Consider the following 22,999-nt stretch of genomic DNA (forward strand, 5'->3'; position numbering starts at 1 on the left):
AAAGGAAGTTACACAAAATTATTTACAGGCTCAGCATCAACCAAAAATTATTAGGCACTGAGGATAAGGCATGTTGAATTACCTCGTCATGTAATGGAACAGCCTTTCCATCTATCTCTATAAAGCCCTGATTACTTAACTCCATCGCTTTTTTTATCATTGCTTTATATGGGTCAGTACGGAAACCTTCTTTATTAGCACTTAATGATTCTTCAAATTTAAGTCTTTTTTCGAGTGGGCTTTCTTTCAGTTTCTGCTCTCCTACTGCCTCCGCTGTTGCATTAATTAAGTTTTCTGCTGTTTGAGCTGCCCCTGATAGTGGATACTCAGAGGGTACATTTCCTTGTACATTTAAAGCATTTCTTGGTGAGACTCCTTCATCTACTAAATCTCTAGACAGTTTAATAGCAGCGTTTGTATCATGTTCTGGCTTCGTTGCATTAGTCGCTGTTATAAAACTATTTAGATATTCTTTATCCAGCAGTTGAGGCATGACCTGCGCTGGCATTGGTTCTTCTAATACCTTCATGAATCTTGAGGGAATATTGTTTGGGTCTCCAGTAGAGTCGCTTGGGTGAGCCCCAGTTGCTTCAAAGGTCTCAACCTGTCGGGTTTGCCAACCTCGCTGGGCAAACAAAATAGCCCCGACGTATCAACTACCTCGGGGCTACATACGATCTCACGACCTTAACGCAGAGTAAAGAATTACTCCTCGTCTGCTGCTACCTCAGCTTCCTGCTGCTCAGCGTAATCAACTAGCTCCATATAAGCCATCGGCGCATTATCACCTTGACGGAAGCCCATCTTAAGAATACGGGTATAACCGCCTGGACGGTCTTGGAAACGAGGACCTAAGTCATTGAATAACTTGGTAACGGCATCACGATCGCGTAAGCGCGCAAAAGCCAAACGGCGGTTAGCAACTGTAGGGTTTTTGGCTAGTGTGATTAAAGGCTCAATCACACGACGCAATTCCTTAGCCTTAGGCAGAGTGGTTTTAATCGCTTCATGCTCGATTAAAGAAACAGACATGTTACGGAACATGGCGGTACGGTGAGCTGAAGTACGGTTAAGTTTACGTAAACCTTTACGATGACGCATAATACATTCCTAAAAATTAAATCTTATTAATAGCTTTGAGTGCCTAAGCACTAAAACTCGCTAGACCGGTTCTTCTATCTGCAAGGCAGCGGACCGGGTTGGTATCAATATTCGCCATAAAAGCGAATCGATTATTTTACAATAAAGAGTAGACCATAAGTGTATGACGCCTGCTCTTTTTATAAAAATATTAAGGACGCTCTAAACCAATGGGCGGCCAGTTTTCAAGCTTCTGACCAAGGGTTAAGCCACGTGCGGCCAAGACCTCTTTGATCTCATTAAGCGACTTACGACCCAAGTTAGGCGTTTTAAGTAGCTCATTTTCAGTGCGCTGAATCAGATCACCAATGTAGTAAATGCTCTCTGCCTTCAAGCAGTTAGCAGAACGTACGGTAAGCTCTAACTCATCCACCGGACGTAGTAATACCGGATCAATCTGCGGCGTACCACGAGCTGGTGCTTCAATCTCTTGAGGATCACTTTCAAGTGCGGCAAAGACAGAGATTTGATCCATCAAAATACGAGCCGCTTCGCGCACGGCTTCTTCAGCAGAAATAACGCCATTAGTCTCAATATCGAGAATTAAACGGTCTAAGTCAGTACGCTGCTCAACCCGCGCGTTTTCTACCGCATAACTAACACGACGGATCGGGCTGTAAGAGGCATCTAACACGATACGACCTAGGGTATGCTGACGATCTTCTTTTAAAGTGCGCACATTACCCGGTACATAACCGCGGCCCTTTTCTACCTTAATCTGCATTTTTAGCTCGGCCTTTTCAGTCAACGTCGCAATTAAGTGATCAGGGTTAAGAATCTCTACATCGTGCGGTAACTCAATATCCGCTGCAGTCACCGGACCTTCACCAGTCTTATTAAGCACTAAATTGACTTCCTCACGGTCGTGCAATTTAAATACCACGCCTTTAAGGTTAAGCAGGATATCAACCACATCCTCGCCCACACCTAAAATAGTGGAGTACTCATGTACCACGCCATTAATCTGTACTTCAGTTACGGCAACGCCGGTCATGGAAGATAATAAGATGCGACGTAAGGCATTACCTAAGGTGTGACCGAAACCGCGCTCAAACGGCTCCATAATCACTTTGGCTTTAAAGTCTGATTCGGCTTTAACCTCGATAGAACGAGGCTTTAAAAATGGTTGTACCATGTGAAATATTCCTTTTCAATACCCTCGGCTCGTTACACCGATAAGGCTGATGGATAATAAACAAGTGTGCTGAAGGGAACCCTTCGAATCAAGAGAATGCGATGATATTGTAGACTAAGAAGCGGTCTACAAGCTTAATACAGCACGAATAAAAAATTCGTGCTGTATTGATTGTATATTAACGAGAGTACAACTCAACTACGAGTGACTCGTCAATATCCTGTGCCACATCACTACGCTCAGGCGCTTGCTTAAAGACACCTGAGAACTTAGCAGCATCAACCTCAACCCACTGAGGTAGGCCGATACCAGAAGCTAAATCCATTGCTTCTTTGATGCGCAATTGCTTTTGTGACTTTTCACGGACAGAAATCACATCACCAGCTTTAATCAGCATGGATGGAATATCAGCTTTATGTCCGTTAAGCTCAATCGCACCGTGGGCCACTAACTGACGTGCTTCTGCACGCGTTGAGCCAAAGCCCATGCGATATACAACGTTATCTAAACGTGACTCAAGTAATTGAATCAAAGTCTCACCGGTATTACCACGGCGGCGTTCAGCTTCTTTGAAGTACTTACGGAATTGCTTCTCCAGTACACCGTACATACGCTTAAGTTTTTGTTTTTCGCGTAACTGTACACCGTAGTCAGAGGTACGTTGACCTGAAGTACGACCGTGCTGACCAGGCTTAGAATCAAATTTACACTTAGAATCGATTGGGCGACGAGCGCTCTTTAAGTTTAAATCGATACCTTCACGACGTGAAAGTTTACATTTTGGACCAGTATAACGTGCCATTTTATTCCCTTAATCCTATATTAGATGCGACGGCGTTTTGGCGGACGGCAACCGTTGTGGGGAAGTGGTGTTACGTCAGTAATACTAGTAATTTTGATACCTAGTGCATTTAGTGAACGGATAGAAGATTCACGGCCGGGGCCGGGACCTTTTACACGTACCTCTAGGTTTTTAATACCATATTCTAAAGCTTCACGTCCCGCTGACTCGGCTGCAACCTGCGCTGCAAAAGGCGTCGATTTACGAGAGCCTTTAAAGCCCGCGCCACCCGACGTCGCCCATGACAAGGTATTACCTTGACGGTCAGTAATTGTGATGATTGTGTTATTAAAAGTAGCTTGAACGTGTGCGATACCGTCCGTTACTACCTTTCTGATTTTTTTACGCGCACGACCTGCGCTAGAAGCTTTCGCCATAATTTGCTACCCCAAATTATTTTTTCAAGGACATAGCTGCACGACGCGGACCCTTACGAGTACGAGCATTAGTGCGAGTACGCTGTCCACGAACCGGCAGACCTCTACGATGGCGCATGCCACGATAGGTGCCTAAGTCCATTAAACGTTTAATTGATAACTGAACTTCACGTCGCAAATCACCCTCGATAGTGAACTGAGCCAATTGCTCACGAATCGCTTCGAGCTCTGCATCTGTTAAGTCTTTTACCTTTTTGGAGTATTCGATACCAACTGCCTCGCAAATCTGACGAGAGCGGCTGCGACCGATACCGTAAATAGCGGTAAGACCAATTTCTGCATGTTGATGCGGCGGAATGTTAATGCCTGCAATACGGGCCATGACTGTTCCTCTTACTTATGTCTACGCAGGATTAACCCTGACGTTGCTTATGACGTGGATCTGTACAAATTACACGCACAACTCCATGACGTTTAATAATCTTGCAGTTGCGGCAGATCCGTTTTACCGATGCCATTACCTTCATGGTTGACTCCTTAATTGTGCCGTTTATTTAGAACGGAAAACGATTCTTCCACGAGACAAATCGTAGGGCGTGAGCTCCACAGTGACTTTATCACCGGGCAGAATCCTAATATAGTGCATACGCATTTTACCGGAGATGTGACCTAATACCACATGGTCATTTTCCAGCTTGATGCGGAATGTTGCATTGGGGAGGTTTTCAATTACCTCACCTTGCATTTGAATGACGTCATCTTTTGCCATGCTTTTACCTAAACTTCCTATCTAATCATGGTCGAGCCGCGAAAGCTGGACTTTTTAAGTAGTGAATCGTATTGTTGTGACATTAAGTAGGTTTGTACCTGAGCCATGAAATCCATGCTCACCACAACAATAATCAATAACGAGGTACCCCCAAAGTAGAAGGGGATATTCTGCCATTGCATCCGTAAGAATTCCGGGACTAAACACACTAAGGTGATGTAGATTGCGCCAACTAAGGTTAAACGCATCAGAATCTTATCGATATACCGGCTCGTTTGACGTCCCGGACGGATACCCGGAATAAACGCACCACTTCTCTTTAGATTGTCTGCTGTTTCTCGGCTATTAAACACTAAAGCGGTATAGAAAAAGCAGAAGAAAATGATCAACGCTGTAAACACGGTAATGTATAAAGGTTGACCAGGTTGCAAAGCCGCAGATAAGTCACTCAACCAACGAATTTCATTTGCCTGCGAAAAAAAGCTGGCAATCGTCGCCGGGAATAAAATAATGGAGGAGGCGAAAATCGCCGGAATCACACCTGCCATATTTAATTTTAACGGTAAGTGTGAACTCTGACCACCGTAGATTTTATTACCAACTTGGCGTTTTGCATAGTTCACTGTGATACGACGCTGAGCTCTTTCAACGAAGACCACAAAGGCTGTGATCACCACCACAATCGCAAAAATTGCTAAGGCTGCGATGGTACTGATCTGATTATTACTAACCAAATCAAACATATTAGACACTGCCGTCGGCATTTCAGCCACAATACCGGCAAAGATTAGGATGGAAATACCATTACCCAAACCACGCTCAGTAATTTGCTCACCCAACCACATTAAAAACACGGTACCAGTAACCAAGGAAACAACGGTCGTAAATACAAACATTGCACCCGGTGTAAAGACCAAGCCTTCAAAGTTTTGAATGAAGGAAGCAATACCAAATGACTGGAATAATGCTAACAGCACAGTGCCGTAGCGGGTGTATTGAGTAATCTTACGACGACCCGATTCACCCTCTTTTTTAAGGGCCTCAAGGGAGGGGACTACGGCCGTCATCAATTGCATAATAATTGATGATGAAATGTACGGCATAATCCCTAGTGCAAACACGGAGAAACGTGATAATGCACCACCCGAGAACATGTTGAAAAAGCCTAAGATACCATCAGCTTGGGTAGCGAACAAATCCTTCATCACATTCGGATTAATTCCGGGGACAGGAATATGTGTTCCTAAACGGAAAACTACCAAAGCGGTAACCAAGAACAGGATGCGCTTCATTAAGTCGCCATATTTAGCGCCGCTTTCTTGATTCCTTCTCTGTGCTTTAGCCAACTTTAACCCCTTTACTCAGCTAATGAACCGCCGGCAGCCTCAATCGCTGCTTTAGCGCCTGCAGTGGCTTTGATGCCTTTTAAGTTAACCTTGCGGGATAACTCGCCGGAGCTGATAACTTTAACAAAACGCACGCCCTGGCCGATGACACCCTCTTGCTTAAGCGTTGCTAAATCGATTTCATCTGCTTGCATTAATTGCAATTCCGATAAACGAACTTCAGCATTTAAATGCTTAGACATTGAGGTAAAGCCACGCTTAGGTAAGCGACGGTGAATTGGCATTTGACCGCCTTCAAAACCGACCTTATGGAAACCGCCGGAACGTGATTTTTGACCCTTGTGACCGCGGCCACATGTTTTACCTAAACCAGAACCAACACCACGACCTACGCGGCGACGTGCTGCTTTACTACCCTCAGCAGGCGATAATGTATTCAGTTGTGTTACTGACATCTCTATTCCTTTTTACGATTAAGCCTCAGACACGGATACTAAATAATCCACTTTACGGATCATACCGCGTACTTCAGGCGTATCGACTAATACACGACTGCTGTTAACCTTGCCCAGACCTAAGCCGCGCACGGTGGCACGATGGTCTTGTTTAGTGCCGATAACAGAGCGTACTAGAGTAACTTTAATTTTTTTCTCTGACATGGCTTACTCCAAAATCTCTTCTACCGTCTTGCCGCGCTTAGCTGCCACATCGCTTGGCGTCATGCACGATTCAAGACCGTTAAGAGTGGCGCGCACTAAGTTGTAAGGGTTACGTGAGCCATAGCTCTTAGCAACCACGTTACGTACGCCCATTACTTCAAAAATCGCACGCATTGGACCGCCCGCGATCACACCAGTACCCTCAGCGGCTGGTGAAATCAATACGGTTGAAGCGCCATGCTTACCGATCACTGTGTGGTGTAAGGTACCATTATTTAAAGGGATTTTAACCATACCACGACGACCAGCTTCCATCGCTTTTTGTACAGAAACCGGTACTTCACGTGCTTTACCCTTACCCATACCGACACCACCGTCACCATCACCAACGACGGTTAAGGCAGCAAAACTCATGGTGCGACCACCCTTTACTGTTTTGCTAACACGGTTAACGGCGATCATTTTTTCGCGTAAGCCGTCATCGCGTTCGTCAGTAGTTTGTCTACCTTGTGCTTTTGCCATTTGACTACTCCCTTAGAACTTAAGACCGGCTTCGCGAGCAGCTTCTGCCAATGCTTTTACGCGGCCGTGATAACGGAAACCCGAACGGTCGAATGCAACCGATTCGATCTGAGCGGCTTTCGCCTTTTCGGCAATGCGCTTACCAACGATGGCAGCAGCAGAAACATTGCCACTTTTAGCATTGTTGTTGCTTAACTCTTGGCGCACTTCTGGCTCAAGCGTAGAAGCAGAAACCAATACTTTGTCGCCTTCAGGCGAAATAATGTTTGCGTAGATGTGCGAGTTACTGCGGTAAACAGACAAACGAGCTGTCTGTAACTGAGCAATTTTGCGACGAGTCGCTGCTGCACGACGCAAACGAGATACTTTCTTATCCATGATAAATCCTTGTTTGCGCTATTATTTCTTCTTAACTTCTTTAAGCTGAACGTATTCATCAGCGTAACGAACACCCTTACCTTTATATGGCTCAGGCGGACGATAGCCGCGAATCTTGGCAGCTTGCTGACCAACGACTTGCTTATCGTAACCCTTAAGAACGATCTCGGTTGGTGAAGGCGTCTCAGCCGTCACACCCGCAGGCAACTCATGCAATACATCATGCGAGAAGCCTAGATCCATCTTGATCACATTACCTTGAACTTGAGCACGGTAACCCACACCCAATAAGGTCAAACGACGCTCAAAACCCTTGCTCACGCCAGTCACCATGTTATTCAATAAGGCACGTAAGGTACCTGACATAGCTTTAGCAAAGCGGGTCTCGTTAGCCACTTCGAACGTTAATTCGTTATTTTCAAGTTTAACAATAACGTCACCGCTTAAGGCCTGGTTTAACTCACCTAAAGGACCCTTAACGAAGATATTATCATCGCTGATTTTTACCTCAACGCCGCTAGGTACAGCGACGGGATTCTTAGCAATACGTGACATAGACATAGTAATACTCCTTATGCTACGTAGCAAAGAACTTCGCCACCAACGCCTTCTGAACGTGCTTTACGATCAGTCATCACGCCGCGCGATGTTGAAACAATGGTCACACCTAAACCGTTCATCACTTGAGGAATATCACCGCTGGCTTTGTATACACGAAGACCGGGACGGGATACGCGCTCAATGCGCTCGATTACAGGACGACCTGCGTAATATCTCAAGGCAATCTCAAGCTCAGGTTTAGCTTTTTCGCCTTTTACTTCAAAACTTTCGATATAACCCTCATCTCTAAGCACGGTAGCAATCGCTACTTTAAGCTTTGAGGAAGGCATAGAAACCGATACTTTCTCGACCATCTGCGCATTGCGGATGCGAGTTAACATGTCGGCGATTGGATCGCTCATGCTCATAATTCTTCTCCCTACCAGCTAGACTTGGTTAAACCAGGGATCTCACCCTTATTACCAAGCTCACGTACTTTGTGACGACTTAAACCGAACTTACTGAGCACACCACGTGGGCGACCAGTAATTGCACAACGGTTACGCAAACGAGTTGGATTAGCGTTGCGAGGTAACTGTTGTAATTCCAGACGAGCTAAATAGCGCTCTTCGTCTGTTTTTGAGGTGTCATTAATGACCGCTTTTAATGCTGCACGTTTAGCTGAGTATTTTTCAACTAACTTAGCACGCTTAAGATCGCGGTTGATAAGTGATAATTTAGCCACAACGTTGCCCCTAATTAATTACGGAATGGAAAACTGAAAGCTTTTAATAAAGCCTTTGCTTCCTCGTCGGTTTTAGCAGTGGTCGTGATGCTGATATTCAAACCACGTAATGCGTCGATTTTGTCGTACTCAATTTCGGGGAAAATAATTTGTTCTTTTACACCGATATTGTAGTTACCGCGACCGTCAAATGAACGACCGGACACACCACGGAAGTCACGCACGCGTGGTAGAGCAACGTGAATCAAACGATCCAAGAACTCATACATACGACGACCACGCAAAGTAACCATACAACCGATTGGGTAATCTTCGCGGATTTTAAAGCCCGCAATCGCTTTACGGCTCTTAGTAATGACTGGCTTTTGACCGGCAATCTTACCTAAATCAGATACCGCATGCTCAATGACCTTACGATCTGCTACCGCCTCGGAAACACCCATGTTAAGAGTGATTTTGCTAATGCGAGGCACTTCCATCAAGCTGTTGTATTTGAATTCTTCCTTCAAATCAGCAGCGATTTTGCTGTTATATAAATCTTGTAAACGAGACATTCATCTACCCCTTATTACTTCTCGCCAACGACTTTGTCGTTAGAGCGGAAAACACGAACCTTGCGACCGTCCACTTCCTTGATGCGAACCTTGTCAGCTTTACCGGTTTCCGGGTTAATGATAGCCACATTCGAAATATGAATAGGCATTGTCTTATTAACGATACCACCAGGGTTGTTAAGCATTGGATTAGGCTTAGTGTGCTTTTTAGCCACATTAACACCCTCGACAATGACCTTGTCCTCACCAACACGCGCTAACACAACACCGCGACGCTTTTTGTCACGACCTGCCAGTACGATAACTTCATCACCTTTACGAATACGTTGCATCGTGGCCTCCCTAGATAACTTCCGGAGCCAATGAAACGATCTTCATAAAACGATCGCCACGTAACTCACGAGTTACTGGACCAAAGATACGAGTTCCGATTGGTTCTAACTTTGTATTTAACAATACGGCTGCATTACCACCGAAGCGGATTAATGAGCCATCTCTACGACGAACACCCTTTGCGGTGCGAACAACGACTGCGTTGTAAATTTCGCCTTTTTTAACGCGACCGCGTGGTGCTGCTTCCTTTACAGTGACTTTAATAATGTCACCGATTTCAGCGTAACGGCGCTTAGAGCCGCCCAACACCTTGATGCACTGTACTTTACGCGCACCAGTATTGTCAGCCACGTCTAACGTGGTTTGCATTTGGATCATGATAGTTCCTGTTCCAACTTAGTTACATATACGGTGTGCGTCTTATTTTTATAAATACACAGCACCGATCCCATTTAAGAGACTTACGGCAAGTAGCGCAAAAGACACGCCATGATGATGAGTAAGCCATCTTGAATATAACCAGTATTGGCCCCGTCAGATAATGCGCTAAGTTGCTACATCACCCTGGGTTGAAATCTCTGGATAAACTTCCACTTTATTAAGTGAATCTATGAGTATACGCCCTTTAAATTGATAGATCAAGGACTTGTAGCCTTTATCGCCAAAAAGTGTTGTTTTATTTAAGCTTTTTGACTTGGCACCACATAAAACTGCGCTGCTGGAAAATACTTTTGCAGATAATCTTGCAAATAGCGTTGCGTATCCATGGCAATTAATGAATCCTCTGAATCATGATGCGCATTATAGATCAGCCCATGCAAGGTTATTTGATACTGTCTTAAGGCATGCAAGCTCAACAAGGTGTGATTAATACTTCCTAAGCGACCGCTAGTCACCAAAATACAGGGATAGCCTTTAGTGGCGATATAGTCGATACAGAGCAATTCCTCAGTCAGTGGCACCATCAAACCGCCCGCCCCCTCTAATAGCACCACCTCATAACGCTCAGCTAACACCTGAGTTGCTTGCTCAATCAAGGTCAAATCCAGGCTTTTATTTTCCAATTTCGTCGCTAAATGTGGTGATGCGGGATAAGCAAAGATTTGCGGCGCCGTCAGCCCCTCTTTATCTTCCAAAAAACGCTCATCCTCGGCCAAACCCATCCATCGGCGATGCTCTTCAATATCCTCGGACAAAAACTCACAACCCGTTTGTACCATTTTTTGCGTGATCACGGCTCGACCTTGAGCCATCAGCTCACGCGCCAAAATACCAGAACCAACGGTCTTACCAATATCCGTATCAATGCCGCTAATAAAATAAATGCCTTTTTCTAGTTTCATGATGTGATGCTCTGCGCCTTTTGCAATTAAAATTTCTTTGTGCGTTATGATGCTGATAACTTCATCCTAAAGAGATTGAAATGAAATGCTTAATCCAACGGGTCAAAGAAGCCCAGGTACTCATTGATAATAAAGTTCACGCTCAAATCGATCAAGGGCTGTTGGTGTTTGTCTGTGCTGAGCCTCAGGACACCGAAGCAACTGTTAAAAAGGCCGTTGACAAGCTACTCAATTTACGTATTTTCAGCGATACTGAGGCGAAGATGAATTTATCGCTACAGCAAATCAATGGCGGTCTGCTGGTAGTGAGTCAATTTACCTTGGCAGCCGATACTCGTCGCGGCAATCGACCAAGTTTTGTCAATGCCGCCGAGCCCGCATTAGCTAAAGCACTCTATGATGCCTTCCTCGCTTATGCCAACAGCCTACACCCAACGGTAGCAAGCGGCGCTTTTGGCGCGGATATGCAAGTGCAGCTTATCAATGACGGCCCAGTGACTATCCCCATGAGCTTTTGAGCCGCAAAAAATAATGAGCAAGGAATGCGTCACTCCTTGCTCACTAGACCGCTATCGTAGTAACTTAGATTAACGCTCTACCGTCAGCATACGTGGGGTAATCATATTTTCAGGACGGAGGATTTCCTGTAACACATCCTCCTCCAGCAGACCCTCTTCACGCACTAGCTCCAACACAGCGCGTCCACTCGCAAAGGCCTTTTTAGCGATACGACTTGAGTTTTGATAACCGATATAGGGGTTAAGCGCCGTCACCAGTCCGATAGAGTTTTCTACTAAGTGCTTACAATGCGCTTCGTTGGCCGTAATACCCTCAATACATAGGCTACACAGCATATCTAAGGCGCGCTGCAATAAACGAGTAGAATCAAAGAGCTTATAGGCAATTAAAGGCTCCATCACATTTAACTGTAATTGACCAGCTTCAGCCGCTAGGGTAACGGCTAAATCATTACCAATAATCTCAAACGCTACCTGATTCACCGCTTCAGGAATCACAGGATTCACCTTGCCCGGCATAATCGAACTACCCGGTTGGCGCGGTGGTAAGTTAATTTCCTGAATACCCGTACGCGGACCGCTAGACAATAAACGCAAGTCATTACAAATCTTGGATAGCTTGGTGGCGGTGCGCTTTAACATGCCAGAAAATAATACAAAGTCACCCATATCCGAGGTGGCTTCAATCAAATCCTTGGCAGCACGCACCGGATGACCGCTGATTTCAGCCAAGCGACGCACCGCAATGCCTTGATACTTAGGATCCGCATTAATGCCGGTACCAATTGCCGTACCACCTAAGTTCACATCTAACAACAGCTCAGGGGCCCAGCTTTCGAAACGCTCCAAATCCTCTTCTAAATTAGTCGCAAAAGCAAAAAACTCCTGCCCTAAAGTCATCGGCACAGCATCTTGCAACTGCGTACGACCCATCTTCAGGATATGATCAAACTCCTTACTCTTGGCTTTAAATGCCTCAATCGTGCAGGCAAGGCTCTCTAACAGGCGTTTATGACCTAATAATAAGCCTAAACGAATTGCGGTAGGATAGGCGTCATTGGTCGATTGAGCCATATTGACGTCGTTATTTGGGTGCAAGTGTTGGTACTCGCCCTTTTGATAACCCATATGCTCTAAGGCAACGTTAGCAATCACCTCGTTAGCATTCATATTGGTGGAGGTACCGGCCCCCCCTTGAATCATATCAACCACAAACTGCTCATGATATTCACCAGCGAGAATGCGCTGACAAGCGTAAGTAATCGCCTCGTGCTTTTCCTTAGTCAGGCCACCTAACTCATAATTAGCATCCGCCGCGGCCTGCTTAACCACGACTAAGGCATTAACAAAATTTGGAAAATGCGACAAGGTGATCCCGGAGAGATCAAAGTTATTCACTGCGCGTAAGGTTTGTACACCATAATAAACATCAGCCGGCACTTCTAGCTGACCGAGGAGATCTTCTTCAATACGATATTCTTGTGAGTGTGACACGATAGTTTCTTTTTTAAAAATGGAATTTAAAATTATAGAACTTTTTTTGCGATGAAAAAATGACACAGCGCAACATAACAAATAAAATTTCATTTAGATGACAATTCATAATGCTGCGTTAGCAGTATGCTAACAAGGGCTCCAGCTGTTGCCAATCCAATGCCGCATGTAATGACAAACGCACCCGCGCTTGCCCTTGCGGCACGGTCGGATAGCGTATGGGTAACGCATAAAACCCGGCTCCTTGCATAGTCGCTGCCTTTTCAATCGCTAATTGATTAGCCCCATAGATTATAGGCACAATATGTGACTGACTGTGACAATCCAGCCCTTTGGCTAAAATCGCCTGCCTTAAATCACGACTAAGACCTTGTAAATGCGCTCGCTCTTGCTGCATGCCAAGCATCTTTTTAAAGGCGAAGTAAGTCCAAGCCGCATTCACCGGCGGCAAATTCGTAGAAAATATCAAGGGTCGCATTTTATTGATTAAATACTCCCGGATCACCGGCGCACAGATTAAATAGCCACCCACTGAGGCAATCGCCTTACCAAAGGCGCCAACCAGAAAGTCAATCTGCGGCAGCACACCCTGCGCTTCAGCCACCCCCAAACCGCGCTCACCGTAGACACCAATCCCATGCGCTTCATCCACATACAGCATTACCTTGGGATACTTTTGCTTTAGTGCAACCACAGCCTGCAAATCCGCCACATCCCCATCCATGCTATACACACTCTCTAGCACCACAAAGACTTTATTAAGCTTAGGATCGGCTTCTGCCTCAAGCAGTAGCTGCTCCAGCTGTGCCAAATCCTGATGCTCAAAGCGTCGACGCTGCGCTTTGCTGAGACGAATACCATCAATGATGCTCGCATGGATTAACTCATCTGAAATGATCAGCGATTGCTCATCAGTCAAGGCCGGCAAGATGCCGATATTGGCATGATAGCCGCTATTAAATACCAGCGCCGCTCGAGCAAAGGACTCAGCCAACAAGCCTTCCAATTTGGCATGCTCTTCAAACTGACCGGTTAACAGACGCGAGGAGGCACTACCTAAGGCATGCATCGGCAAACCATAGGTGGCTTTAAACTCTTCTAATAGCGCTTTATCAAAGGAGAGACCTAAATAATCATTTGAACTTAGATCCAGCATGGCCCCTGGCGCTTGTGGCGACAGCTTGATATAGCCACTATCCTCGCGCTCAATGGCTTTAAAGCGACGGTAGTTATTTTGCGCCTGAAGCTCTGCTAATTGCTCTGCATAATGCTGATAAGCGTCCATCGATTACTGCTCCCCTTTAACAATGGCTTGTATTCCTTGAATTAATTGCTGTAGTTGCTGCTCATTAATCACGTAAGGCGGCATGGTATAAATTAATTTACCGAAAGGTCGTAACCAAATACCGTGGGCTAAGCATTGCGCCTGTATCTCTCGCATCCGCACCGGCTGCTTCATCTCAACCACCCCAATGGCACCAAGCACGCGCACATCCGCTACCTGCGGCAAGGCTTTTAACTCGCTCAGCCCCGCTAGCAGTTGCGCCTCAATACGCGACACCTGATGTTGCCAATCGGATTTAAGTAGCAATTCGATGGACTTAGTCGCTACCGCACAGGCTAAAGGATTCGCCATAAAGGTAGGACCATGCATAAAGGCCTTAGGCTCTGCGTTACTGATCGTGTCGGCAATGTGTGCTGTGGTCACGGTGGTCGCTAAGCTCATATAACCGCCCGTTAAGGCCTTACCCAAACACATGATATCAGCAGCCACATCCGCATATTCACACGCAAAAAGCTTCGCCGTGCGACCAAAGCCGGTTGCTATTTCATCTAATATCAATAACACATCGTAGGCTTTACAAAGCGCCGCCGCTTCACGCAAATACTGGGGATGGTAGATACGCATACCGCCCGCCCCCTGCACAATCGGCTCAATGATCATGGCAGCGAGGCTGTGATGATGCTGCTCCAAGGCTTGGCGCAAAGGCTCAATCTCACCGGGATCCCAAGGCTGATCAAAGGCAGTTTGTGGCGCTGGCACAAATAGGCGCCGCGGTAAGGCTGAGCCAAAGAGACTATGCATGCCAGTAACCGGATCGCACACCGACATCGCATTCCACGTATCACCGTGGTAGCCCGAACGGGTGGTAATGATATTTTGCTTGTGACTTTGTCCTCGTGCCGCCCAATATTGCACCGCCATTTTCAACGCCACTTCGACCGCAACCGAACCTGAATCGGCATAAAAAATTTTGTCTAAGTGTGCCGGCAAAATATTTAGCAGCGCACGGCCTAAATCAATGGCTGGCGCATGAGTTAAACCACCGAACATCACGTGCGACATGTTATGAATTTGCTCAATGGCCGCCTGATTGAGCTCTGGATGACTATAACCGTGGATCACACACCACCACGAAGACATGCCGTCAATCAACTGCCGGCCGTCGGCCATCTGTAAATAAACCCCCTTTGCCGCATCAACTTTAAAGCTCGGCAAAGGCTCAGTCATGGAGGCATAGGGGTGCCAAAGATGTTGGCGATCGAAATCATCCGTCAAGTGCATAGTTTATATCTTATTTTAAGGCTGGAAACTAGCTATAAACTAGCACTTAGCACAAGGGATAACAAGTAAATTTAAGCGCACGATAAAATAAGTTGGCGTCTTTTGAGCGGAATTACCGGATTTTGACAATTACTCGGGCTGAATACAAGCGCGCATCAGCGTAACCCCACCATCACTTGGCAATATAACTGCCAATGAACGACAGCCATGATGATCGCACCACTCATAATCCGGCACAAACTCGGATCGGGTTAGGCGAATTTCTTGATGTTCAGTGATCATGGGGGTGTAATGATACCAACCATCTTTAAAAATGGCGCCCTCAGGCGGTTCCATACCAGCAGCAGAACCTCGGATCCGTGCCGCCTTGGCCACTAGCACGGGCTGAGGTAAGGCAGGATGAGGCTGCGCAGTCCCACCATAATCCGCTCTTAATGCGTCTTCTGAGTGAGCGCTAAGCATCACCTCATAATCCTCTTCCCAGCGCACCTTTTCAATACTATGCACCCAAGCGAGGGTAAATTCTTGCGCCGGCACAAACTCGACCCTCGCTTGAGCAGGCATCTCAGCGCTTGCCGCTAACTGCAAGCACACCCCCAAGGACAACTGAGCCAAGGCAGTCGATATGGACATCAGCTGATTAGCCCTGATTCAGATTTGGTGAAGCCACTAACTCTGTGGCGAGCACCGCAGCGCTTGAGCTCGATCCCTTAACTGTCAACAGACCGGCTGCTTTATCACGCCGGTACTTGAGCAAATGCCATACGGCAAAGACAGCAACTAAGCCAAAGCCTGCGATATCAGAGTAAGGATTGGCCCAAACCAGTAAAGCGGCAGTAAGGATGACATAGACTCGTTCAAAAGGATTTAAACGCGTAAAAATAAAGCCTGTCGCCCCGCCAGCCCAACACACAATGGCAATGGCCGCCTTCAGCACCACGATCACGACTTCATAAAAGTGGCTGTATTCTTGGAGCATTAAGGCCGGTGTATAGACTGCCATATAAGGCACCACAAAACCTGCAATAGCCACCCGCACTGCCTGCAAACTAATGGTAAAGCCCGAGGCCCTCGCAATAGGGGCGGCCGCAAAACACGCCAATGCCACCGGTGGGGTTAAGTCAGCCATAATCCCAAAGTAAAACACAAACATATGAGACACAATCAGCGGCACACCCAATTCCAATAAAATTGGCGCTGCCAAGGAGCTGGTAATAATGTAGTTTGGTATGGTTGGAATCCCCATGCCCAAAACTAAACACGTGATCATGGTTAAAAATAAGGCAACGAATAAATTATCGCGCCCCACCGCAATCACCTGCCCACCAAACTCAGCAGCCACACCGGTTAAATTAATGATACCGATAATCACGCCAACTAAGGCACACGCTACCGCCACCGGTAAAGCATGACGTGCGCCCTCTGCCATTGACTGCAACGCTTCACTAATTGCACTACCGCTACCATCGCGTTTAAGCTTTAACACCACGACTAAAAAAGCAATAATTGCGAAAAAGGCGCTAACACCAAACTCTCTAAAACCTAAACACGCAATGCCCAATAGGACCCAGAAAATATATCGTAGGACGGTATTCGAGACACCTTGGATAGCGGCTGCACCAAAAATCAGAATCGCCGTTAAACCCAAACCAACCGTGCCAGAGAAGAGCGGTGTATAACCTGAGAACAGCAAATACACTAAGCCAATAAGAGGAATTAATAAATACCACTTTTTAGCTAAGGCAGTCCAAGGGTTAGGGCATTCCTCCTTAGGCAAACCATGCAAGCCCTTTCTGCCCGCCTCAAAATGCACTGACATAAACACGGTGAAGAAATACAGAATGGCCGGGATAATGGCCGCCTTCACAATTTCCACATAGGGCACGTTAATCGTTTCGGCCATAATAAAGGCTACCGCCCCCATCACCGGCGGCATAATCTGCCCACCCATACTGGAGGTTGCTTCGACACCACCTGCAAAGGGCGCTGAATAACCAAAACGCTTCATCAATGGAATAGTAAACTGACCGGTGGTCACCACATTGGCCACGCCGGAACCATTAATCGTGCCCATGAGCCCTGAACTGACTACGGAGACCTTTGCCGGACCGCCACGATGGTGACCAACGGTACCCATCGCAAAATCACTAAACAAATCAATCATGCCGGCACGCTCTAAAAACGCACCAAACAAAATAAATAAGAAAATATAGCTTGATGATACATAGGTAGGGGTACCGTATATCCCCTCCGTGCCAAAGGCTAAGGTCCCCACGATTTGGTCAAAACCATAGCCTCGGTGCATCAGGGCACCCGGCAAATACTCACCGAATAAGCCATAAGCTAAAAACACAGCGCACACAATCGGCAAGGCCCAGCCCATCATACGACGGGTTACATCAAAGACCAATATAATGGTCAGAATGCCGACCACCATATCAGCCTGCGTCATTTCACCCGCACGTGCGGTCAAATCCGCTTCAAACACCCAGTGGTAAAGACTTAGGACAAAACCGAGTAAGCCTAGCACCCAACCCAATGCCGGCACCCGCTGCCCAAAAAAACGAGGCGCAATGGTATAGACCATTAAAATCACAAAACCCAAGTGGATAGCGCGGGTTACTTGACTGGAAATAGGGCTAAAAGCCGCTGTATAAATTTGGAAACTTGAAAAAAGTACTGCCACCCAAAAAATTGCTCGTCCAAATTGAACCATGGGTTGCTTATCAGTTTCATTTAAACTCATGATTGATTCCGCTGATGCCATCAATGTTAATACGATGAATACGAGGTGTTAAAAAAAACTACCCCACAGCCTAGAACCGTCAGGCTTTGTGGGGTAAGTCTTAAGACAACAAAGGATCGTTACTCAATAATGCCTTTTTCTTTGTAGAACTTTTCGGCGCCTGGGTGTAGTGGCACTGGCATACCAGTCACGGCCTGCTTAATGTCCATGGCATTAATGGCATTGTGTGCATTTTTAAGATTATCCAACTTCTCATAGAGTACCTTAGTCATCTCATAGGCTAAGTCATCGGAGACACCCGAATGCGTCACTAAGTAATTAGGAATGGCTGCGGTTGGCACATCCTCGCTTTGACCATCATAGGTATTCGCAGGAATCACATCTGCTACATAGGCCTGTGAATCAATCTTAGCCAACACCTCTTTACTGATAGGAATCACTTTAATCTTGACCGCACTGGCTAAGTCACGAATGGAGGCCACGCCCAAGCCGGCAGATTGTAGGGTGGCATCAATTTGACGGTTTTTCATTAACTCCACCGATTCACCAAAGGATAAATACTCAACCTTGGAGAAATCGCCGTATTCAAGACCGGCAGCCTTAAAAATAGCGCGTGCATTTAACTCAGTACCAGAGCGCGCTGCACCAACGGAAATACGCTTACCCTTGAGATCGTCTAATGAATCAATACCACTTTCTGCATTCACAATAATATGTACATAGTTATTGTACAAACGACTCACGCCACGCAGCTTGTCTAACTTAGCTTTAAAGCCGGCTTCCTCACGACCATTCCAGGCATCCTCCACCGTATCCGCCAAAGAAAAACCTATTTCTCCGCGACCTGCTTGTAATAAGTTCATATTTTCTGCGGAAGCCTTTGTTACCTGTGCAGTAGCGCGCACATTGGGAATATTTTCAGCATAATGCTGCGCTAAGGCCACACCTACCGGATAATAAACGCCACTTTGACCACCAGTTAACACAGTAACAAATTGAGCTTTTTGAGCCAAAGCACTACCTGAGACTACCAACATTGCTGAAGTCGCAACACCAATAAGCCACTTTTTTAAAGCCATAATCAGTCTCCAAAAGACAAAGTAAGAAATCTGTGTGTGAATTTTAAAGCTTTTATCAAAATCTAAAACCTAGGATTACCCTAATAAACTATTATTTAGCTGCAGCTAATTTTATTTTATGCTTGCATTAGCAATCAGCTGCAGTGCGATCAATTTTCCTTATCCGTACCACCCTCCTCCTTGAATAAGACCCGCAGCAGCGGTAATATTTAATGCTTAGCGCATTGCATTTTCTTAAGGACAGTCATGATCGAGTCATACCCGTCGTTGGGTTTTTTTATTAACGGGGAATTTATCAATGCGGGCAATCGCCCAACACAAGCGGTGATTAATCCAGCCACCGAGGAGGTGTTAGGGCAATTGCCCTTGGCAACGCAAGCGGACTTGGATGATGCACTCGCCGCGGCGGCAGCAGCCTTTAAAACATGGAAACACAGCTCACCTATGGAACGCTCAGCGATTTTGCGTAAAGCAGCTGAGTCGGCGCGTGCACGAGCACCACAAATCGGCCGCAATCTCACGCTCGATCAGGGTAAGCCATTGTCTCAAGCCATAGCTGAGATCGTCAGTTGTGCCGATCACTGTGATTGGCACGCGGAGGAATGTCGGCGCATTTATGGGCGTATTATTCCGCCCCGCCGAGCCAATTTTCGCCAATACGTGATACAAGAGCCTATCGGCGTATGCGCAGCCTTTACCCCGTGGAACTTTCCATTTAATCAAGCCATTCGCAAAATCAGCGCCGCCATCGGTGCCGGCTGTACCATCATTTTAAAAGGGCCGGAGGATTCACCCAGTGCCATTATGGCCATTGCCGAGCTATTTAGGGATGCCGGACTGCCCAAGGGGGTCTTAAATATTGTCTGGGGCGATCCGCCCTTTGTGTCTGACTACTTAATTCGCTCACCCATTGTGCGAAAAATTTCCTTTACCGGTTCCGTTCCGGTGGGTAAGCAATTGGCCGCCTTAGCCGGAGCGCATATGAAGCCGGTGACCATGGAGCTGGGTGGGCATTCACCGGTGCTAATTCTGGATGATGCAGATATTGCCAAAACCGCTCGCTCCCTGGCTCGCAGTAAAATTCGCAATGCGGGTCAAACCTGTGTCTCGCCGACTCGTATTTACGTGCAACAAAAGGCTTACGATCAATTTTTATCCGAGTTTACTAGCCAGCTTAGCAATATTCATATTGGCAATGGCTTAGATGAGGCGGTGGATATGGGACCACTTGCACATGAGCGGCGACTTGCGGCCATGGGTGATTTAATAGCGGATGCGCGTCAACAGGGCGCCACCGTTGAAATAGGCGGTGAGCGTCTGCAGCGTGAGGGCTTTTTCTATGCGCCGACCGTACTCACTAACACCCATCATGCTTGTAAAATAATGAACGAGGAGCCCTTTGGCCCCGTGGCTACGGTGACGGCTTTTAGCGAGTTGGATGAAGCCATTGCCGAAGCGAATCGTCTCCCCTATGGCTTAGCGGCCTATGCCTTTACTAACAACTTACAGGCATCGGTTAAGCTATCAAATGACATCGAAGCGGGGATGGTACATCTTAATCACTTAGGTTCTGCCTTGCCGGAAGCGCCTTTTGGCGGCATTAAGGATAGCGGCATAGGCAGTGAGGGTGGTCAGGAAACTTTTAACGCTTACTTAGTGACTAAGCTTATCACGCAAGCTTGATAACTTGCTATGCTGCGGCGACGGCTATGCGCTGTGGCATACTTTATCTGTTCACTGATACCTGTTGTAGCAGTGATGTTAACTAGCCATGTTAGGTATTTTTTATGCTCGCTGCGATTATTGACTTTATTCTCCATATTGATCAGCATTTACAGGTCTTGGCAAATGACTATGGTCTCTGGATTTATGCCATTTTATTTTTAATTATTTTCTGTGAAACGGGCTTAGTGGTGACGCCGCTCTTACCGGGCGACTCGCTGCTCTTTGCGGCCGGTGGTTTAGCGGCCATTGGTGAGATGAATGTCCATCTGATGGTGCTGTTATTGGTAATCGCTGCGATCCTAGGCGATGCGGTAAATTTTCATATCGGCAAGTACTTCGGCCATCGGCTGTTTGCCAATCCAAATTCCAAGATTTTCCGCCGAGTGTATTTAGAGAAAACCCATGCCTTTTATCAGAAGCATGGTGGTAAGACCATTATTTTGGCGCGCTTTGTGCCGATTGTACGTACTTTCGCGCCTTTTGTCGCTGGCATGAGCAAAATGCACTACGGCCATTTTTATCGCTTTAATGTCATTGGCGCCTTGCTATGGGTACCGATTTTCTCCTACCTAGGCTATTTCTTTGCCAATATCCCAGTTGTCAAAAATAATTTAAGCCTGGTGTTGGTGGCAATTATTATCTTATCCTTACTGCCTGGTCTAATAGAAATCATCCGCCACCGTTGCGCCAGCAAATAATAGAACATATCACGGACGCTTATTAATATATTTCTAATATTTCATGGAAACTAGCGCAACGATGCCGTTATACTATGGCTATTTGCGATTCGCAGCATGACAAAGAGAGGAAGACAATGACTTATAGAGACGAGACCATTGCCGTTCATACCGGTTATGAGCCAGAAGCCACGACCAAAGCGGTGGCAGTACCGATTTATCAAACCACCTCCTATGCCTTTGATAATACACAGCACGGGGCAGATCTATTTGATCTAAAAGTAGCGGGTAATATCTACACCCGCATTACCAACCCGACCAATGCCATTATCGAAGCGCGGGTAGCAGCGCTTGAAGGTGGCGTGGGTGCCCTAGCCTTAGCCTCCGGTATGGCAGCCATTACTTATGCCATTCAAACCATTGCCGAAGCGGGTGACAATATCATCTCCGTCTCCGCCTTATATGGTGGCACCTATAATCTTTTTGCCCATACCATGCCACGCCAAGGGATTGAGGTCAGATTCTTTGATCATAAAAACCCTGAAGCGATACGTGACTTAGTCGATGAGCGCACCAAGCTGGTTTTTGTGGAGTCCATCGGTAACCCCTTGGGTAATATTGTCGATTTAGAAGCGGTGTCCAAGATCGCGCATGAGTACGGTGTCCCAGTGGTGGTAGACAATACCGTCGCCACGCCGGTATTACAAAAGTCCTTTGAATTTGGCGCTGATATTGTGGTGCATTCTTTAACCAAGTACATTGGCGGTCACGGCAATAGCTTAGGCGGTATCATTGTCGACAGCGGTAATTTCCCCTGGGGTGACTATCCTGAGCGCTTCCCCCTACTCAACAACCCGGACCCTAGCTATCACGGCGTGAATTATGTGCAGGATGTGGGTAAAGCGGCCTATATCACGCGTGCTCGGGTGGTGCCTTTACGTAATATGGGAGCTGCCCTCAGTCCGCTCAGCACTTTCTTGCTATTACAGGGTTTGGAGACGCTCAGCTTGCGTATGGAACGTCATACAGACAATGCGCTAAAAATTGCCGAGTACCTACAGCAGCATGATAAAGTCGCTTGGGTCAATTATGCTGGTCTGCCCGATCACCCGGAGCATGAATTAGCTAAAAAATATGTCAAAGGCAAGCCCTCCGGCATCTTATCCTTTGGCGTCAAAGGCGGTCGTGAAGCAGGTGCGCGCTTTATTGATGCCTTACAGCTCTTTATTCGCCTAGTCAATATCGGTGATACCCGCAGTTTGGCTTGCCATCCGGCCACCACCACACATCGTCAATTAAGCGATGAGGAATTAGCGGCCGCTGGTGTGAGTAAGGATATGGTACGTCTATCGGTGGGGATTGAACATATTGATGATCTGATCGCTGATTTGGCGCAAGCACTCGATGCGGTGTAACTGCATTTGAACAGGTCGGCCATGACTCAAAAGCCACCCCATGAAATTGGCGGTGGCTTTTATTTTGTCGTAGTTCAGTGTCTTGTCAGCATTGTAA

30 protein-coding genes are annotated in these 22,999 nt (G+C 46.6%); 4 read left to right on the top strand and 26 right to left on the bottom strand.

The window, feature by feature from the left end:
* Positions 1 to 22: 22 nt before the first annotated feature.
* The 20 genes from HMPREF3144_RS06725 to bioD all read right to left on the bottom strand — a co-directional run bounded on the left by HMPREF3144_RS06725 (position 23) and on the right by bioD (position 10,682).
* Positions 23 to 529: a hypothetical protein gene (locus HMPREF3144_RS06725; RefSeq protein ID WP_070477104.1), complete on the bottom strand. Its 507-nt coding sequence runs from the start codon at positions 527 to 529 to the stop codon at positions 23 to 25.
* Between the two features lie 176 nt (positions 530 to 705).
* On the bottom strand, positions 706 to 1,101 hold the full coding sequence (rplQ, locus tag HMPREF3144_RS06730; protein WP_018025426.1) for a 50S ribosomal protein L17: 396 nt from the start codon (positions 1,099 to 1,101) through the stop codon (positions 706 to 708).
* Between the two features lie 190 nt (positions 1,102 to 1,291).
* Entirely contained in the window at positions 1,292 to 2,275 is a 984-nt protein-coding gene (gene rpoA / locus HMPREF3144_RS06735; RefSeq protein WP_036557757.1) for a DNA-directed RNA polymerase subunit alpha, read from the bottom strand.
* 178 nt (positions 2,276 to 2,453) lie between these two features.
* On the bottom strand, positions 2,454 to 3,077 hold the full coding sequence (rpsD, locus tag HMPREF3144_RS06740; RefSeq protein WP_018025424.1) for a 30S ribosomal protein S4: 624 nt from the start codon (positions 3,075 to 3,077) through the stop codon (positions 2,454 to 2,456).
* A gap of 20 nt (positions 3,078 to 3,097) precedes the next feature.
* Positions 3,098 to 3,493, bottom strand: coding sequence for a 30S ribosomal protein S11 (gene rpsK, locus HMPREF3144_RS06745; RefSeq protein ID WP_018025423.1), 396 nt, complete (start codon positions 3,491 to 3,493; stop codon positions 3,098 to 3,100).
* A gap of 16 nt (positions 3,494 to 3,509) precedes the next feature.
* Positions 3,510 to 3,875, bottom strand: a complete 366-nt coding sequence (rpsM, locus tag HMPREF3144_RS06750; RefSeq protein WP_018025422.1) for a 30S ribosomal protein S13 — start codon at positions 3,873 to 3,875, stop codon at positions 3,510 to 3,512.
* Between the two features lie 31 nt (positions 3,876 to 3,906).
* Positions 3,907 to 4,020: a 50S ribosomal protein L36 gene (rpmJ, locus tag HMPREF3144_RS11450; RefSeq protein WP_003805360.1), complete on the bottom strand. Its 114-nt coding sequence runs from the start codon at positions 4,018 to 4,020 to the stop codon at positions 3,907 to 3,909.
* Positions 4,021 to 4,043: 23 nt separating this feature from the next.
* The gene (gene infA, locus HMPREF3144_RS06755; protein ID WP_018025421.1) at positions 4,044 to 4,262 is read right to left on the bottom strand and encodes a translation initiation factor IF-1; all 219 of its coding nucleotides are present in this window, start codon (positions 4,260 to 4,262) and stop codon (positions 4,044 to 4,046) included.
* A gap of 17 nt (positions 4,263 to 4,279) precedes the next feature.
* Entirely contained in the window at positions 4,280 to 5,608 is a 1,329-nt protein-coding gene (secY, locus tag HMPREF3144_RS06760; protein ID WP_070477106.1) for a preprotein translocase subunit SecY, read from the bottom strand.
* 11 nt (positions 5,609 to 5,619) lie between these two features.
* Complete coding sequence (rplO, locus tag HMPREF3144_RS06765; protein ID WP_036557764.1) at positions 5,620 to 6,063, bottom strand: 50S ribosomal protein L15; 444 nt, start codon at positions 6,061 to 6,063, stop codon at positions 5,620 to 5,622.
* Between the two features lie 18 nt (positions 6,064 to 6,081).
* Positions 6,082 to 6,267 carry a 50S ribosomal protein L30 gene (gene rpmD / locus HMPREF3144_RS06770; RefSeq protein WP_018025418.1) on the bottom strand — a complete coding sequence of 62 codons (186 nt, stop codon included), beginning with the start codon at positions 6,265 to 6,267 and terminating at the stop codon, positions 6,082 to 6,084.
* 3 nt (positions 6,268 to 6,270) lie between these two features.
* The gene (gene rpsE / locus HMPREF3144_RS06775; protein WP_070477108.1) at positions 6,271 to 6,789 is read right to left on the bottom strand and encodes a 30S ribosomal protein S5; all 519 of its coding nucleotides are present in this window, start codon (positions 6,787 to 6,789) and stop codon (positions 6,271 to 6,273) included.
* A 12-nt stretch (positions 6,790 to 6,801) separates the two neighbouring features.
* Positions 6,802 to 7,167, bottom strand: a complete 366-nt coding sequence (gene rplR, locus HMPREF3144_RS06780) for a 50S ribosomal protein L18 (RefSeq protein ID WP_018025416.1) — start codon at positions 7,165 to 7,167, stop codon at positions 6,802 to 6,804.
* Positions 7,168 to 7,188: 21 nt separating this feature from the next.
* Complete coding sequence (gene rplF / locus HMPREF3144_RS06785) at positions 7,189 to 7,722, bottom strand: 50S ribosomal protein L6 (RefSeq protein WP_026156715.1); 534 nt, start codon at positions 7,720 to 7,722, stop codon at positions 7,189 to 7,191.
* Between the two features lie 17 nt (positions 7,723 to 7,739).
* On the bottom strand, positions 7,740 to 8,135 hold the full coding sequence (gene rpsH, locus HMPREF3144_RS06790) for a 30S ribosomal protein S8 (RefSeq protein ID WP_018025414.1): 396 nt from the start codon (positions 8,133 to 8,135) through the stop codon (positions 7,740 to 7,742).
* Between the two features lie 11 nt (positions 8,136 to 8,146).
* Positions 8,147 to 8,452: a 30S ribosomal protein S14 gene (gene rpsN, locus HMPREF3144_RS06795; protein ID WP_018025413.1), complete on the bottom strand. Its 306-nt coding sequence runs from the start codon at positions 8,450 to 8,452 to the stop codon at positions 8,147 to 8,149.
* 14 nt (positions 8,453 to 8,466) lie between these two features.
* Entirely contained in the window at positions 8,467 to 9,006 is a 540-nt protein-coding gene (gene rplE, locus HMPREF3144_RS06800) for a 50S ribosomal protein L5 (protein WP_018025412.1), read from the bottom strand.
* Between the two features lie 14 nt (positions 9,007 to 9,020).
* On the bottom strand, positions 9,021 to 9,338 hold the full coding sequence (gene rplX, locus HMPREF3144_RS06805) for a 50S ribosomal protein L24 (protein ID WP_018025411.1): 318 nt from the start codon (positions 9,336 to 9,338) through the stop codon (positions 9,021 to 9,023).
* Positions 9,339 to 9,348: 10 nt separating this feature from the next.
* The gene (gene rplN, locus HMPREF3144_RS06810; protein ID WP_018025410.1) at positions 9,349 to 9,717 is read right to left on the bottom strand and encodes a 50S ribosomal protein L14; all 369 of its coding nucleotides are present in this window, start codon (positions 9,715 to 9,717) and stop codon (positions 9,349 to 9,351) included.
* Positions 9,718 to 10,019: 302 nt separating this feature from the next.
* Positions 10,020 to 10,682, bottom strand: a complete 663-nt coding sequence (gene bioD, locus HMPREF3144_RS06815) for a dethiobiotin synthase (RefSeq protein WP_070477110.1) — start codon at positions 10,680 to 10,682, stop codon at positions 10,020 to 10,022.
* An 80-nt stretch (positions 10,683 to 10,762) separates the two neighbouring features.
* On the opposite strand from bioD, the gene dtd reads away from it, so the two are divergent.
* A complete protein-coding gene (dtd, locus tag HMPREF3144_RS06820) occupies positions 10,763 to 11,200 on the top strand; it encodes a D-aminoacyl-tRNA deacylase (RefSeq protein ID WP_070477112.1) in 438 nt (145 codons plus the stop codon).
* Between the two features lie 69 nt (positions 11,201 to 11,269).
* On the opposite strand, the gene HMPREF3144_RS06825 is transcribed toward dtd, so the two are convergent.
* The 6 genes from HMPREF3144_RS06825 to HMPREF3144_RS06850 form a co-directional block, all read right to left on the bottom strand.
* Positions 11,270 to 12,694: an aspartate ammonia-lyase gene (locus tag HMPREF3144_RS06825; protein ID WP_081941484.1), complete on the bottom strand. Its 1,425-nt coding sequence runs from the start codon at positions 12,692 to 12,694 to the stop codon at positions 11,270 to 11,272.
* Positions 12,695 to 12,812: 118 nt separating this feature from the next.
* Entirely contained in the window at positions 12,813 to 13,979 is a 1,167-nt protein-coding gene (locus tag HMPREF3144_RS06830) for an aminotransferase class I/II-fold pyridoxal phosphate-dependent enzyme (protein ID WP_070477114.1), read from the bottom strand.
* A 3-nt stretch (positions 13,980 to 13,982) separates the two neighbouring features.
* Entirely contained in the window at positions 13,983 to 15,260 is a 1,278-nt protein-coding gene (gene bioA / locus HMPREF3144_RS06835; RefSeq protein WP_210394300.1) for an adenosylmethionine--8-amino-7-oxononanoate transaminase, read from the bottom strand.
* Positions 15,261 to 15,389: 129 nt separating this feature from the next.
* Entirely contained in the window at positions 15,390 to 15,893 is a 504-nt protein-coding gene (locus HMPREF3144_RS06840; protein ID WP_083290414.1) for a DUF1850 domain-containing protein, read from the bottom strand.
* 7 nt (positions 15,894 to 15,900) lie between these two features.
* Positions 15,901 to 18,006, bottom strand: a complete 2,106-nt coding sequence (locus HMPREF3144_RS06845; protein WP_070477116.1) for a TRAP transporter permease — start codon at positions 18,004 to 18,006, stop codon at positions 15,901 to 15,903.
* A 119-nt stretch (positions 18,007 to 18,125) separates the two neighbouring features.
* Positions 18,126 to 19,085: a TAXI family TRAP transporter solute-binding subunit gene (locus HMPREF3144_RS06850; protein ID WP_018025402.1), complete on the bottom strand. Its 960-nt coding sequence runs from the start codon at positions 19,083 to 19,085 to the stop codon at positions 18,126 to 18,128.
* Between the two features lie 246 nt (positions 19,086 to 19,331).
* On the opposite strand from HMPREF3144_RS06850, the gene HMPREF3144_RS06855 reads away from it, so the two are divergent.
* From HMPREF3144_RS06855 to HMPREF3144_RS06865, 3 genes are all read left to right on the top strand, one after another.
* Positions 19,332 to 20,768 carry an NAD-dependent succinate-semialdehyde dehydrogenase gene (locus HMPREF3144_RS06855; protein ID WP_036557778.1) on the top strand — a complete coding sequence of 479 codons (1,437 nt, stop codon included), beginning with the start codon at positions 19,332 to 19,334 and terminating at the stop codon, positions 20,766 to 20,768.
* A gap of 104 nt (positions 20,769 to 20,872) precedes the next feature.
* Positions 20,873 to 21,508, top strand: a complete 636-nt coding sequence (locus HMPREF3144_RS06860) for a DedA family protein (RefSeq protein ID WP_036557780.1) — start codon at positions 20,873 to 20,875, stop codon at positions 21,506 to 21,508.
* Positions 21,509 to 21,624: 116 nt separating this feature from the next.
* Complete coding sequence (locus tag HMPREF3144_RS06865; protein WP_036557783.1) at positions 21,625 to 22,902, top strand: O-acetylhomoserine aminocarboxypropyltransferase/cysteine synthase family protein; 1,278 nt, start codon at positions 21,625 to 21,627, stop codon at positions 22,900 to 22,902.
* Positions 22,903 to 22,999: the final 97 nt, after the last annotated feature.

This window comes from Oligella sp. HMSC05A10, from assembly GCF_001808335.1.
Classification (GTDB): Bacteria; Pseudomonadota; Gammaproteobacteria; order Burkholderiales; family Burkholderiaceae_B; genus Oligella; species Oligella urethralis.

Coding starts and splice junctions, on each gene's coding strand:
- HMPREF3144_RS06725 (WP_070477104.1), bottom strand. CDS start 529: ATGAAGGTATTAGAAGAACCAATGCCAGCGCAGGTCATGCCTCAACTG.
- rplQ (WP_018025426.1), bottom strand. CDS start 1,101: ATGCGTCATCGTAAAGGTTTACGTAAACTTAACCGTACTTCAGCTCAC.
- rpoA (WP_036557757.1), bottom strand. CDS start 2,275: ATGGTACAACCATTTTTAAAGCCTCGTTCTATCGAGGTTAAAGCCGAA.
- rpsD (WP_018025424.1), bottom strand. CDS start 3,077: ATGGCACGTTATACTGGTCCAAAATGTAAACTTTCACGTCGTGAAGGT.
- rpsK (WP_018025423.1), bottom strand. CDS start 3,493: ATGGCGAAAGCTTCTAGCGCAGGTCGTGCGCGTAAAAAAATCAGAAAG.
- rpsM (WP_018025422.1), bottom strand. CDS start 3,875: ATGGCCCGTATTGCAGGCATTAACATTCCGCCGCATCAACATGCAGAA.
- rpmJ (WP_003805360.1), bottom strand. CDS start 4,020: ATGAAGGTAATGGCATCGGTAAAACGGATCTGCCGCAACTGCAAGATT.
- infA (WP_018025421.1), bottom strand. CDS start 4,262: ATGGCAAAAGATGACGTCATTCAAATGCAAGGTGAGGTAATTGAAAAC.
- rplO (WP_036557764.1), bottom strand. CDS start 6,063: ATGTCAGTAACACAACTGAATACATTATCGCCTGCTGAGGGTAGTAAA.
- rpmD (WP_018025418.1), bottom strand. CDS start 6,267: ATGTCAGAGAAAAAAATTAAAGTTACTCTAGTACGCTCTGTTATCGGC.
- rpsE (WP_070477108.1), bottom strand. CDS start 6,789: ATGGCAAAAGCACAAGGTAGACAAACTACTGACGAACGCGATGACGGC.
- rplR (WP_018025416.1), bottom strand. CDS start 7,167: ATGGATAAGAAAGTATCTCGTTTGCGTCGTGCAGCAGCGACTCGTCGC.
- rplF (WP_026156715.1), bottom strand. CDS start 7,722: ATGTCACGTATTGCTAAGAATCCCGTCGCTGTACCTAGCGGCGTTGAG.
- rpsH (WP_018025414.1), bottom strand. CDS start 8,135: ATGAGCATGAGCGATCCAATCGCCGACATGTTAACTCGCATCCGCAAT.
- rplE (WP_018025412.1), bottom strand. CDS start 9,006: ATGTCTCGTTTACAAGATTTATATAACAGCAAAATCGCTGCTGATTTG.
- rplX (WP_018025411.1), bottom strand. CDS start 9,338: ATGCAACGTATTCGTAAAGGTGATGAAGTTATCGTACTGGCAGGTCGT.
- rplN (WP_018025410.1), bottom strand. CDS start 9,717: ATGATCCAAATGCAAACCACGTTAGACGTGGCTGACAATACTGGTGCG.
- bioD (WP_070477110.1), bottom strand. CDS start 10,682: ATGAAACTAGAAAAAGGCATTTATTTTATTAGCGGCATTGATACGGAT.
- dtd (WP_070477112.1), top strand. CDS start 10,763: ATGAAATGCTTAATCCAACGGGTCAAAGAAGCCCAGGTACTCATTGAT.
- HMPREF3144_RS06830 (WP_070477114.1), bottom strand. CDS start 13,979: ATGGACGCTTATCAGCATTATGCAGAGCAATTAGCAGAGCTTCAGGCG.
- bioA (WP_210394300.1), bottom strand. CDS start 15,260: ATGCACTTGACGGATGATTTCGATCGCCAACATCTTTGGCACCCCTAT.
- HMPREF3144_RS06840 (WP_083290414.1), bottom strand. CDS start 15,893: ATGTCCATATCGACTGCCTTGGCTCAGTTGTCCTTGGGGGTGTGCTTG.
- HMPREF3144_RS06845 (WP_070477116.1), bottom strand. CDS start 18,006: ATGAGTTTAAATGAAACTGATAAGCAACCCATGGTTCAATTTGGACGA.
- HMPREF3144_RS06850 (WP_018025402.1), bottom strand. CDS start 19,085: ATGGCTTTAAAAAAGTGGCTTATTGGTGTTGCGACTTCAGCAATGTTG.
- HMPREF3144_RS06855 (WP_036557778.1), top strand. CDS start 19,332: ATGATCGAGTCATACCCGTCGTTGGGTTTTTTTATTAACGGGGAATTT.
- HMPREF3144_RS06860 (WP_036557780.1), top strand. CDS start 20,873: ATGCTCGCTGCGATTATTGACTTTATTCTCCATATTGATCAGCATTTA.
- HMPREF3144_RS06865 (WP_036557783.1), top strand. CDS start 21,625: ATGACTTATAGAGACGAGACCATTGCCGTTCATACCGGTTATGAGCCA.